The 13,575-nt window shown below is 39.4% G+C and carries 8 protein-coding genes; 2 read left to right on the forward strand and 6 right to left on the reverse strand.

Annotation, left to right across the window (positions count from 1 at the left end; translation table 11 throughout):
- Window positions 1-34: 34 nt before the first annotated feature.
- Together ABJG98_RS18080 and hemA are read right to left on the reverse strand one after the other, a co-directional pair.
- Window positions 35-2,173: a WG repeat-containing protein gene (locus ABJG98_RS18080; RefSeq protein WP_348280958.1), complete on the reverse strand. Its 2,139-nt coding sequence runs from the start codon at window positions 2,171-2,173 to the stop codon at window positions 35-37.
- A 26-nt stretch (window positions 2,174-2,199) separates the two neighbouring features.
- Complete coding sequence (gene hemA, locus ABJG98_RS18085) at window positions 2,200-3,450, reverse strand: glutamyl-tRNA reductase (protein ID WP_348280959.1); 1,251 nt, start codon at window positions 3,448-3,450, stop codon at window positions 2,200-2,202.
- A 92-nt stretch (window positions 3,451-3,542) separates the two neighbouring features.
- Here hemA and ABJG98_RS18090 point away from each other — a divergent pair, with 92 nt between their 5' ends.
- Together ABJG98_RS18090 and ABJG98_RS18095 are read left to right on the forward strand one after the other, a co-directional pair.
- On the forward strand, window positions 3,543-4,268 hold the full coding sequence (locus tag ABJG98_RS18090; protein ID WP_348280960.1) for a helix-hairpin-helix domain-containing protein: 726 nt from the start codon (window positions 3,543-3,545) through the stop codon (window positions 4,266-4,268).
- 4 nt (window positions 4,269-4,272) lie between these two features.
- Entirely contained in the window at window positions 4,273-8,271 is a 3,999-nt protein-coding gene (locus ABJG98_RS18095; protein WP_348280961.1) for an AAA domain-containing protein, read from the forward strand.
- Window positions 8,272-8,285: 14 nt separating this feature from the next.
- On the opposite strand, the gene ABJG98_RS18100 is transcribed toward ABJG98_RS18095, so the two are convergent.
- The 4 genes from ABJG98_RS18100 to recQ form a co-directional block, all read right to left on the reverse strand.
- On the reverse strand, window positions 8,286-8,750 hold the full coding sequence (locus ABJG98_RS18100) for a gliding motility lipoprotein GldH (protein WP_348280962.1): 465 nt from the start codon (window positions 8,748-8,750) through the stop codon (window positions 8,286-8,288).
- Between the two features lies 1 nt (window position 8,751).
- Window positions 8,752-9,897, reverse strand: a complete 1,146-nt coding sequence (gene ricT, locus ABJG98_RS18105; RefSeq protein WP_348280963.1) for a regulatory iron-sulfur-containing complex subunit RicT — start codon at window positions 9,895-9,897, stop codon at window positions 8,752-8,754.
- A gap of 54 nt (window positions 9,898-9,951) precedes the next feature.
- A complete protein-coding gene (gene purD, locus ABJG98_RS18110) occupies window positions 9,952-11,235 on the reverse strand; it encodes a phosphoribosylamine--glycine ligase (RefSeq protein WP_348280964.1) in 1,284 nt (427 codons plus the stop codon).
- A gap of 73 nt (window positions 11,236-11,308) precedes the next feature.
- Window positions 11,309-13,498 (reverse strand): DNA helicase RecQ, encoded by a 2,190-nt coding sequence (gene recQ / locus ABJG98_RS18115; RefSeq protein ID WP_348280965.1) that lies wholly within the window; start codon window positions 13,496-13,498, stop codon window positions 11,309-11,311.
- Window positions 13,499-13,575: the final 77 nt, after the last annotated feature.

The following is a 13,575-nucleotide window of genomic DNA, read 5'->3' on the forward strand; positions in this document are numbered from 1 at the left end:
TTACCCTGGTTATAATTTTTGAAGAATAAGCTGATCAGTCTTTTACCATGGTAAAATCACCAATCACCTTTATGTCTTCATGGTTAATCTTAAATACTGGATGCCTGTCGTAATTCAATATACCCCAAGCACCATTTTTGGATACCAATACTCGATCTCCAAAATCTTCTAATTGATCATATCCTGGTCTAAAGATGAAACTACCATTCTCATCCACTAAACCATATCGATCATTGATATCCTGCACAATATAATTACCTGTACTCAATCGACGAATTGATTTCCAGATTAGTTCTAAAACTTCCTCTCCATTTTGATTCAACAAGCCAAACTTTCCATTCTGCTGCACGATAGTTCGTCCATTATAAAATGGAATGACATGCTGATAATAGGGTTGTATTTTTATCTCCTCGTCCTTGTTAATAAACCCCCATCTTCCTCGGAGCATAACAGGTGCTAATCCTTCACAAAAGGGACGAGCATCATCATATCTATTGCTTATTCTGAGCCTTCCTTCATCATCTACAAATCCCCACCTATCTTCCTTCTTCACCACAAAATATCCGTCACCAAAGCCACCGACTCGCTGGTATCCATCCTCAAAAGAGAGAATGGAACGGCCGGATGAATGTATGAGCGCAATTCTTTCTTTACTCACAAGTTCAAAATGGTCAGCCCACATTCGAATAACATCATATTGTGGCCTTACACTTACTTCGCCATACTGATTCATTAAGCCCAACTTCAAACTATCCCCTTCTATAAGTATGTATGTTCCAAGGTTTGATAATGGTTTTGATGCAGTTTTGTATAATGCCTTACCTTCATAGAAAATTGTGTAGCCTCTACCTCTCCTTCCTATTAGTACGTTGCCTAAGGAGATGATTTCTTGAAACTCAGAACGAATAATCCACTTTTCATTCTTATCCAAGACGCCCCATCTGTTTAAATATGAAACCAAATACTCATTGTCCGTGGCGACAATGCTATCGTATTTAAAAGTAACTGCAGATTCTCCATTGTTATTCAGAATTCCCCAATGGTTATTTCTCTTTACCACAAATTGATTACTCAATCCTGGCTTGAGTGCTTGAAGTGGCAATCTGTTTTTCAAAGCCCCTTTGGAGTCGATTAAATGCCACCCTCTTGTATCAAGGCATACATAATGATTTTCAGCGGTGGTTATTGAATCATAACCTGACACAATTTTTTCACCATCCTCTGCTACTACGGACCATTTTCTGGTTTTTGAATTTTGAACAATGAGGTGATCATTTGAAGCTTCTTTTAAAAGAAGCGCATGATTATTTAATAACGTATTATTCTTTAGAAGCAGATGATGCGCACCATTTAAATAAGCGACCAACATACCATTGTTGCTTACTGCAAGCGAATCGCATTGCCACTTTAGAAATTCGCTATCCAATTTATAAACGGTCCATTCTGGGAAAGGAACTGGCAAAATTTTTTCATTTTCTATGGCAAAATTTTTGAACTCAAATGGGTATACTTCTTGGCCTTCGTCTGTTAGCAGTCCAGCGTATCCAGACCGAAAAGCAATCCAACCATTTTGGTATTTGAGTGAATCAAGGTCACGTTGAATCTCCTGACCATTGGTGCGATATATATCTAATTTCTGACTTATTTGTCTGCCAATCAAGAGTTCCCTTTGTGTATTTATGGATGCATACTTTGTTGGAATTATTAACTGATTCTCGAAGGAGACAACTCCAAAAAGCTGTCTCTTTCCATTGAACAGACTCACCAGCCAATTGGCTCCTAATGGCTCTATAGTGAAATAATTAAAGCTGATTACGCTTCTTCCGCGCTCATCCAATATTCCATGAAATAGATGATTACTGAATCTCCCTTTTATTGAAGCCTTAAAGTGACTATTGGATAATGGTTCAATCGTGTAAAATTTTTGACCTGTGAGCGCTTTATTCCTGACAGTGATTAAGCCCCAAAGATCATCTCTTCGAAAACCAATAACACCGTTGTGAACTTTGGTAGACCCATTGGACCATCCGAGTTTTTCGTAGACCGCAGGCACGGTTACGTTTCCGATCTCATCCTTGATGCCGAAATATCCATCTTTCTCAAAGACGGTAAACTCTTCAGCGTTCGTGGCTAGAGAGCTAATGAATAAAAAACTGAATATAAAGTTTCGCATACTCCCGCAGACAAATATAAAGCGGGTTATTTCTTTTCTACTTCTGCGGAATCGAGGTTAAATAAATCATTAAGCACCCCAACCAAGGTTTCCGCTTCCCCACGCTTACATGCTGCCTTTAACTGAAGCACTGGCAACTTTATTACTTTCTGAATCATGCTTTTAGTTACTACCTCAAGCAGTTCCATTTCCTTTTCTGACAATTTTTTATGTCGGGAGAGCTCTTCTTTTCTTATTTGATCCAGTGCATTTTTTAACCTTTGAATAGTTGGAGAGACTCCCATTTCACTTTTCCAACTTATGAAACCAGTCAATTCTTCTTCTATGATCTTAGATACCTCTGGGATTGCTTGCTCGCGGAGCTCTCTAGCTTTGAGTGTTCTTTCTGTAAGTTGATCGACATTATATAAGGAGAGACCTGGTACACTTTCCAAATCGGCATCCATACTTCTTGGAACAGATAAATCGATCATTAACTTATGCACCAATTTTGAATCAAAATCTGCTGCAGAAATAATAGGAGCAGAAGTTGTAACTGCTGTAATGATAACATCGTTTTCTAAAACTACTTTAGAAAGATCAGTCATATCACAAACGGCAATGTTCCTTTCATTTGCTAATTTTTCAGCGGTGGATTTTGTTCGATTTACTAATGTAATTGCAGCTTCTTCCTTGTTGAGGTTCTCCAGGACATTTTGACCAATCTCACCAAGCCCAATCAATGCTATTCTCGGATTTTCGATATTACCAACAAATCCTTTGATCAAATCCACAGCTACTGAGGCGATAGAAGCCGTTCCATCTTGAAGACTTGTCTCCTGCACTACTCGTTTATTGGCAAAAAAGATTGTGTGCATCAATCGATGCAAATGTGGACCTGCCAGATTTAAGTCAGCGCTTTGCTGATATGCACGCTTTACTTGGTTGCTAATCTGAATGTCACCCAATACCTGAGATTCAAGCCCTAGTGATACCCGAAACAAATGCTTTGAAGCACTGGAGCTATCATAAAGATTAAAGTATTCTGTTAGTTGATCGGAAGGTAAAGCCTTGTGAGCAGCTATCAATCCAATGATCTCAGGTTCAAGATTATCTTGCGCGGTATAGTAAAGCTCAGTCCGGTTGCATGTCGATATTAAAACTGCTTCTTCTATTAAGAACGTCTCTTTCAGCTTAGTCAAAAATTGACTGGCCTCCACTTCAGTAAAAGCTACTTTCTCTCGCACCTCGATAGGTGCGTTCTTATATGACAGTCCTAAAGCTTTAAATCCTTCCATCTCAATCAAATACGATGGCAAAAATAACAGCAGCTTGCGTATATTGGTTGTGATAAAAATCAGCTATTTCTTATTTAGAATCATTTTAAATAATGCTCACTTACTTTAATAAAGCCATTTCACGTGCATTAGGCTTCACGAAGACAGAATCACGTGGCACTCTCGTGCTGATTTTCATCATTTTTATGTCAATAGTGTCTACCCAGGTTCGGATATCTTATCTGAAAAATCAACAACGGGTTTCGTCAGATAGCTCAGTACTCGATTGGATCGATAAAGCTCAAGCTTCATATGATCTAAAGGATTTTGAAGAAGTCAAATTTGATAAAAGTATTTTCTCCCGACCGAATAGAAAATTTCCAAAGACTGAGAACAAAGAAGTTAAAAAAGCTTCCTTGGAAGTCTATAAAAAGGAGGAGAAAAAAATAATCATAAGAGATCTGAATACTGCCTCCAGCACAGACTTACAAGAAGTACGCGGAATTGGGGTTGCCTTTTCTGAGCGCATTACTAAGTATAGAGATTTACTTGGTGGATTTGCTGATACCACACAACTAAAGGAGGTCTACGGTTTGAAGTCAGAAACTATCAGCGAACTCTTAAAGCATTTTAGTATTAAATCTGAAGTTTCTCCAATTGACATTAATTCTGATTCGATCAAAACACTGGCAGGACATCCATACATCTCTTATGATCTTGCACGCATCATCATTAATTATCGTAAAGAGCATGGTGATTTCAATGCTATAGATGATTTAAGGAAAATAAAGGCAATTGAGGAGCGTACTTTCTTAAGATTAAAGCCATATTTGAAATGAGGCTATGCAAAAAATTCTCAAGTCATATTTAAGGCGCCTAAGTAATCTTTCGGGGAACAATCGATCGCTCTTGCTCCTTAGATTATTGAAAGATCAATTCATAGATGTGCATGATTTCGATTATGCCGAAAATGAAACCAGCTTCCAAATAATTAAAAATTTAATTGAACAAAAGAAAAAGATTACACTGTGCAGCGAAATCGATAGCCGAAGTAAATCTACAAATGAGTTGAGCAAACGCCTTAAAAAGATAAAGCGTGTAGAGAAGTTTATTTTCGAAGAGAGAGGAGCTAAGGATTTATATGTTGGCTGGCCCTTTATCAAAGGGAAATTTGCTGATGAAACCTTGGTGAGATGTCCACTTCTATTCTTTCCTGTGGCTATTGAAAAAGAGGGTAATGAATGGTATTTGTCACGAAGAGATGATGTAAACATTACATTGAACAAAACCTTCCTTTTAGCCTACTCTTTTTACAACGAAACTCCACTAGATGAAGAACTCATTGAAACGGTAATAGATGATTACGATCGTGATGCTACAGTATTTAGAACACAGCTCTATGAACTACTCAAAAATAGCGGTGTTGAGATCAACTTTAATCAAGAGAATTTTGCTGATGAGTTGAAAAATTTTGCTGATTTAAAGAGAACCCAGCTGGAATCGGGTGAGAAAACTGGTGCGTTGAAGATGTTTCCCCACGCGGTGCTCGGCATATTTCCTCAATCAGGGTCTTATCTTGTGCCTGATTACGTGAAGCTATTGGAAGATCAGATAGATACGGATCTAGAGGAATTTTTTGTGAAAAAAGTAAAGCAGGAGAATGAAAATCAGCTTGCTCTTTTCGACCGTGTAAACGAGGAAAATACCTTTACTCCTTTTCCCCTAGATGCCTATCAGGAGCATGCGCTTAAGGAGATAAAAAAAGGAAACTCTCTTGTCGTTCAGGGACCTCCAGGTACCGGTAAGTCTCAACTCATTAGTAACCTTATATGTGATTTTATAGCCAGAGGAAAGAATGTACTCTTGGTATGTCAGAAAAAGGCTGCTTTGGATGTTGTGTATCAGCGATTAAAGGAGAAGGAAATGCACGATTTTGTGGCATTGGTGCACGATTTTAAAAATGACAGAAAGCCCATCTATGAACAGATTGACTTGCAGATTGAATCTGTTGAGGTCTATCAAAAGAAAAACAACAGTCTTGATGCCATTCAGTTGGAGCGCAGTTTCCTTCAGGCAAGCAGACGAATCGATCAGATTGTAGAAGAGCTGCAGGAGTTTCGAGAAGCCTTATTTGATGAATCGGAATGTGGGAAGTCAGTAAAGGAACTTTATCTCACTAGCAGCCCTGATTTACCGAGCTTTAGTATGAATTTGGAGTATCGATCTTTTCATTTTCATGATCTTCCTGAAACATTTCGAAAGTTCAAGGCTTATCTTGGATATTTTGATCAGTTTGAAAAACGAACGCATTTTTGGGCAAAGGGACCTTCTTTTGCCGCTTTCCAAACAAGTGATTTAGTCCGGCTCAAAAACGTACTGCACGAAGTTCCTGCCTTCAATGAGATGTTGCTCTCTACTTCCAAAGAATTTTGTTCCAGACCTATCGATTTTGAGACTGGTGAGTATCTATCTAATAAACTGCCAGAGCTTATTGAACTACTTGAAGGGCTAAAGGAAGCAGTAGTTTTCAAGGTATATCAACAACTGCATGCAGATAAGCCAACAAAAGACTTAAACTGGCTTTCTCAAACTGAGCGTACAATGATGGCTTGTTTTCGTGGAGTTGGGCTGGAAAGCACACTCAAGTCAGAAGATTTGGGTCGCTTTCAAGAGGTTTTACGATCGGCAATGCGAGCCCGAAAAAACCCTTTTAGCTGGTTCAAGTGGGTACTTTTATCCAAGGAAAAAATATTTTTAAAGCGTGTGATGGTTGCTAATGACTTAAAAAGTAACAGGCGCGGATTTAATGTTTTAGTGGAGCGAATTGATAATCGTCTCAACTTTGAACATTCGCTTTCTCTCATCCAGGACAACTCATGGTTACATAATTTTCCGTCAAGCTTTCGTAAAATCGACCTTCAAGATTGGTTTTATTGGCAAAAAATGGGTCTGAACATGTTTGCTGTAGCACAGACCATACGATCTCTAACAGAATATCTCAATGTAGGCAAATTAGAGCACAAAGGATATCACCAGCGACTTGATCAGCTTATTTCGATGATCCATAAAGTCCCACAACAGCTTATTCTATGGAGTCGCTATATAAATATTCATCAGATACGTGCCATCATTCTAAAAAAAGAAGATCCGCACAAACTTGAAAAGCTTCTGAAAAAAGATTTTGACGCCATTTGTGAGTATCACAAGTTAAAGATCAATCTCTCTACTGAAGATTTAAAGGTCCTTGATGAAATCAACACCAGCAGTGCTGGATCTATTGATGAAAGACTCGAGCTTTTCAATAATAGTCTTTCCCTCGCGTGGATAGATCATATTGAATCAAAATTTCCTGATTTAAGAAATGTTGCCTCGGGAAAACTTGACGCTCTAACAACGGAACTCCGTGAACAAATAGAAACAAAACGAGAAGCAAGCAAGGAAATCTTGTTGCTAAAATCTAGAGAAAAAACCTATGAAGACATAGAATATAACAGGCTGAAAAATCGGGTGACATATCGTGATCTACAACATCAAGTGACCAAGAAAAGACGAATTTGGCCAATCAGAAAAGTCATCTCCGAATTTGCTGATGAACTGTTTACGCTTCTTCCATGCTGGATGTGTTCTCCCGAAAGCGCTTCGGCCATTTTTCCAATGCGTGAAGTTTTCGATTTGGTCATCTTTGATGAGGCTTCCCAATGTTTCGCGGAACGAGGAATTCCGGCTATGTATCGCGGCAGACAGATTGTGGTCACTGGTGATAGTATGCAACTTCAACCAAGCGATCTATATCGTGTGCGATGGGACGATGAAGATGATGATACGCCTGAGCTAGCAATCGATTCGCTTTTAGATCTAACTAAGCATTATCTGCCTGAAGTTAGCCTGGCCGGACACTACAGGAGTAAGTCGCTGGAGCTTATCGATTTTTCCAATAAACATTTTTACAATGGAAAGCTGAGGCTTTTACCGGATTACAGCTATGTTAATAATAATGAGCCAGCCATTGACTTTATTCAGGCAAAAGGAATTTGGGATGATGGCGTTAATGAAATTGAAGCCCGAGAGGTGGCTGTTCAAGCATTGAACCTTTTTCAAAAAAATCCGGAAAAGGAAATTGGAATCGTGACATTTAACTACAAGCAGCAAGGGTTAATTCTTGATCTTATAGAAGAACTCTCGTCAGAGAAGAAAATTCTAATTCCAGATTCTCTATTTGTGAAAAACATAGAAAACGTGCAAGGTGACGAGCGTGACATCATTATTTTCAGTATTGGATATGCCCCTGATAAAAAGGGTAAGTTGAAGCTTCAGTTTGGTAGCCTAAATGCTCAAGGTGGAGAAAATCGATTGAACGTGGCAGTAACCCGTGCACGAGAAAAGGTGCTGATTGTAAGTAGCATATTGCCTCAGCTGCTAAAAACAGAAGATGCAAAAAATGAAGGACCAAAGCTGCTAAAAAAATATCTTGAATATGCCTGGGAAGTAAGTATTGGCAAGTGGACACCAAACATACCTGAGTACGAAGAGCACCACGTAAATTGGTTTCTCAGGAATAGAATTCAGGAAAAATCCTTTCACGAGTTTGATGAATTCAAATTGGCAAAAGAATTGCCATTTGCAGATCTTTCCGTAAAAAGGGGGAGTACCTATACTGGTCTCATTCTTACGGATGACGAAAGATACTATCAAGCGTTATCTCCCAAGCAGATTTACGCATTTCAGCATTTTCATTTAATGATGAAAAACTGGCCTCACGTACGTTTTCATAGTCGAGAATTTTGGATTGATCTTGAGGCAGCCAAAGAAAAAATGAGACGATTTTTATATTCAAATAATTGAAAACTACTCCTAAGTTATTCGGCGAATTCAACTCTAGCTCCAACAGATAGAATAAAAGGAAGTGTGTCTCTCCTCATATATTGTTCAAATGAAATCGAGTAATTCCCTTTGCTTTCAAATTCATAATTCGTCTCTAGTTCAAAGGAATGATCGAAAAGATCTCCGAGTCCGCTGCCATAAGGTTCTCCAGTTTTAGGATCAAAAAGATCGACTTGCTTCAATTCTTGTTTCAGAGTATTTCCCACAGAATCTTGCAGCGTATATTGGAAATATAAGTTGTAAAATGGGTAGGAAGAGGCATTCCTAAAAGTTGCTAAGAGATTGTATGACCTTGTAGTATCAGCAATCTTAAAATTAAACTCCTGAATGGAATCCAGGTGCCAAAAGGCCTCATCCATGTCATTATAATCTTCATAGACTCGGCTAGAATCGCATGAAGTAAATGAAATAAAAATAGCTAGTATGATTAGGTATTTCATATCAAGAATTTTCAGACTTTTTGTGATGAGGTTTTTTACCTCTGTGTTTATTATGCTTCTTTTTATTCTTATTACCCTTCCCACTAAACTTTCGATCCATGGCCTCAAGGTCACTATTGATGGACGAAGTTTCTAATTGATCCGGCTCTATCTCATTTTCAGTAAGAGAAGATGGTTTCTTCCCTTTTTTGTTCATCTCTTGAATTTCCTTTACGCGAGCGGCATCAACGGCCTGCCAATTGTTGTCATCATCATATCCAAACCACATGATCTTCCGGAAGATGTCTGTTTTCTGAAGTTTTGCATTCCCACGCTGAGTTTGCAAAGGTTTTTCAACTTCAGGGATATCCCTTAGCGCCTCCATATAGGTGTCAAGCTCATAGTTTAGGCAGCATTTAAGCCTTCCACATTGACCTGAAAGTTTGCTTGGATTGAGTGATAAGTTTTGGTAACGAGCAGCTGATGTTGAGACATTCTTAAAATCAGTAAGCCATGTAGAGCAGCAAAGCTCTCGACCACAAACGCCCAAACCTCCGATTCTTCCAGCTTCTTGTCGAACACTGATTTGTCTCATTTCTACACGGATTCTAAACTCTCCAGCCAACATTTTTATCAACTCTCGAAAATCAACTCGTCCATCAGCAGAATAGAAAAAGGTTGCCTTTGTGCCGTCTGCCTGAAACTCTACGTCGGTCAGTTTCATTTCAAGTTTTGTCTGTTGAATGATCTCCTTCGTACGATACATGACGGCTTCTTCACGGTTTCGAGCTTCATTCCATCTCTCCATATCTCGTGAGGTGGCCTTTCGATAGATCTCCCTTACACTCTCATCGTCATCAATGCCTTTCTTAGATAATTGTAATCTTACAAGCTCACCTTGCAGAGAAACATAGCCAATGTGATGTCCATTTGGCACGTCAACAACGACAGGATCCCCTGTTACAATGTCTAGTTTTTTGGCATTTCTGAAAAATTCTTTTCTCCCATTTTTAAACCGAACCTCAACGATATCAAATCGATGCAAGGAGGGCACATCCATATTTGAAAGCCAATCAAACACATTGAGCTTATTACAACCTCCTGTGCTGCAATGGCCGTTATTTTGACACCCGGCCGATCCGCCTGTACCGCAATTTGCGCATCCCATAGTTCCGTAATCTAATCGATATCTTCAGGAATTCTGAACTTTAAAGAATGAAACCTATTGACCAAGTTCTTTGAGGTCAAATCCAATGTCCTCTCTGAATTTCTTGCCTTCCCATTGTACTGCCTGGCCGCCGGCATATGATTTACTCAAGGCTTCCCCGAGGTTTTTCCCCAAACCCGTCAATGCAATAACACGCCCTCCATTGGTAATGAGCTTTCCATTCTGTATTTTGGTTCCTGCGTGAAATGGCAAAACTGTAGTGATGTTGCCAACAGTAATTTCATGACCTTTCTCATAAAATTCTGGATATCCTCTACTTACGTACATTACCGTAGATGCTGTGAACCTCTCGTATTCGATTTCAGTATCAATGAGTGTTTTATTAGCTGCTGCTATCAATAACTCAAGAAAATCGGACTTGATTCTTGGCAATACAACTTCAGTTTCAGGATCTCCCATTCTAACATTATACTCTATTACAAAGGGATCACCTCCCACATTAATCAGTCCGAAAAATACAAATCCACAATAGTCGATCTTTTCCTTCATCAATCCGTCAATTGTTGGCTTTATAATGGTCTTATTTACCCTTTCTTTGAACGCGCGATCCGCAAATACAACGGGTGAAACTGCTCCCATTCCACCGGTATTTAGTCCTGTATCTCTCTCGCCAATACGTTTGTAATCTTTGGCTTCTGGCAAAATTCTGTAGTCTTTACCATCTGTAATTACAAAGAAGGAAACCTCTATTCCTTTGAGGAATTGTTCCAACAATACTTTTTCACTAGCTGCGCCAAATTTCTTATCCTCAATAAGATTTCTCAGCGACTTTCTTGCTTCCTCGAGCTCCTCGGTTATGATCACTCCCTTTCCACCTGCTAAGCCATCTGCTTTGAGCACATATGGAGGGTCAAGTCTTTCCATATATTTAATCGTTTCTTCGAGGTTATCCTTGGTGACAGTTCGAGCATCCGCAGTTGGGATCCCGTGCTTTTTCATGAATTCCTTCGCATATTCCTTGCTCCCTTCAAGCATCGCTCCCTTGGCAGAAGGCCCTATGATCATCAATTTTTTGAAAGCCTTAATTTTTCTGAGGTGATCAACAATTCCGTTTACCAACGGGTCTTCCGGCCCCACAATCAGCATTTCAATGTCATATTCCTTCAAAGCCGCTTCCACCTTTTCGAAGTTGCCAGGATCTATATCTAGGTTGGTTCCTACTTTATGTGTGCCTCCATTTCCGGGTGCGATAAAGATCTTACCACATTTAGGACTTTGTTTGACCTTCCAGGCGAGTGCATGCTCCCGTCCGCCGGAACCGAGAATTAAAATGTTCATGATTGTGGTTTTATAAAACTGGTGGCTAAGTTCTTGGTATTCGTTGGTATTTCAAAGAGATGGAAGACGTTAATCAATGTGCATATTCAGACATGAATTTCACGCGCATAAGCCTAACTTCATCCTCGGAATAATATTCGCCCAACTCTTCCATGGCTACAACCAATTCGTCTGTTTCAGCATTGAGAAAATAATCATAGATGTCGTCTTGTCTATCATCATCTAAGAGTTGATCGATGTAATAATCGATATTGAGCTTTGTCCCCGAATAACATATATTCTCAACTTCAGCTATTACTTCCTCATATTTCATTCCGCGTGCCTCGGCTATTTCTTCAAAATCCATTTTTTGATCTATATGCTGGATGATATAAATCTTATTCTTCGACTTGGTTCCTGCGGTCTTGATGAGTACATCAGAGGCAGTAATGATATCGTGCTCATCTACATACTCTTCAATCATTTGAAGAAATGGCTCTCCAAACTTTTTTGCCTTGCTTTCTCCCACGCCGACGATCTGCTTGAGGTCATCCATTGTCGTTGGGTAAACCGTACACATTTCTTCCATCGATGGATCACTGAAAATCACGTATGGAGGAATGTCCTCGTGATGGGCAATGTCTTTTCGGAGCTTCTTTAGCATCCCGAAAAGTGTTTTGTCGTATGCGCTTACGTTTACTGGAATCTTGTCCATATCGTCCTCATTATCCCCATCTGCTGTGAATTCATGATCCTTTGTAAGCATGTGTGAATGTGGGGAATCAAGGAACTTTTTGCCTTTGGCAGAAACTTTAAACACGGAAGGATTCTCAATGTCTTTTTTCAAAAACTCATGTAGAAGAGTTTGCCTAATCACGGACCTCCAAAAATTTTCGTCTTCGCTAATGGATTTCCCTTTCCCAAAAGTTTCCAGCTTATCGTGATCATAGCTTTTAACATGCTGAGTTGATTTTCCAATAAGAAGAGATGCAAGATGATTCATGTCAAATCTCTCATTCGTCTGAATCACTGCTTGGATAACCAGCTGGATAATTTCTTTTCCTTCAAATTTTTCTTTCGGATGTACACAATTATCACACTGCCCGCAGTTTTCCTCAATAAATTCTTCTCCAAAGTAGTGCAACAACTGTTTGCGTCTGCAAATAGCAGAATCAGCGTAAGATGCCATTTCCTCCAAAAGAAAGCGTGCATTTTCACGTTCTGTTACCGCTTTGTCTTTGTTGAATTTTTCCAACTTGAGGATGTCGTTATAGGAATAGAACATCAGGCAATCGCTATTGATGCCGTCTCTTCCTGCCCTGCCTGTTTCCTGATAATATCCTTCTATGGATTTTGGTGCATCGTAGTGAACAACAAAGCGAACATCTGGCTTGTCAATACCCATACCAAATGCGATTGTCGCTACTATTACATCTATATCTTCATTTAAGAATCCATCCTGATTTCTCATCCGCTCTTTTGATTCCATCCCAGCATGATACGGAGCGGCATTGATGTCATTTACTTTCAAAAACTCAGCAATCTCTTCAACCTTCTTTCTGCTTAAACAATAGATAATGCCGCTTGCACCTTTGTGGCTCTTAATAAACTTAATCAGTTGTTTTTTGGCATTTTGTTTAGGTCTTACTTCATAGTAAAGGTTGGTTCGATTAAATGATGATTTATAGAGCTTCGCGCCATCCATGGAAAGGTTCTTTTGGATATCCAACTGAACTTTAGGTGTTGCTGTCGCGGTGAGAGCGATCATCGGTATATCGCCAAGTTTCGCAATGATGTCTTTAATTCTTCGATACTCAGGCCTGAAATCATGCCCCCATTCTGATATACAGTGTGCTTCGTCTATAGCAACAAAGGAGATCTTTGCCTGCTTTAAGAATTCCACGTTCTCCTCCTTGGTCAACGACTCTGGTGCCACGTAAAGCAACTTTACTGCACCTGATATGGTATCTTTTTTTACTCTATTGCTTTCAGATTTTGTCAACGTGGAATTTAAAAACCGTGCATGCACGCCCACAGCATTCATTTGATCTACCTGATTTTTCATAAGGGCGATCAGCGGCGAAATAACGATGGTAGTTCCGTCTTGCACGATTGCCGGCAGCTGGTAGCACAGTGATTTACCAGCTCCAGTTGGCATAATTACAAACGTATTCTTTCGATCAAGAATATTAGTAATAATTTCCTCTTGCTTACCTCGGAATTTATCATATCCAAAAACACGCTTGAGGCTTTCCTTAAGACTCACTTCGGCGGTTGTCTCCATCTCTCCAGGTTGATGTAAAGTAAAAAGTTAATCAAAACCATGATCGCAAACAAATTGTCCTTTCAGGTGTGTACGTT

The organism is Ekhidna sp., assembly GCF_039960695.1.
GTDB lineage: Bacteria > Bacteroidota > Bacteroidia > Cytophagales > Cyclobacteriaceae > Ekhidna.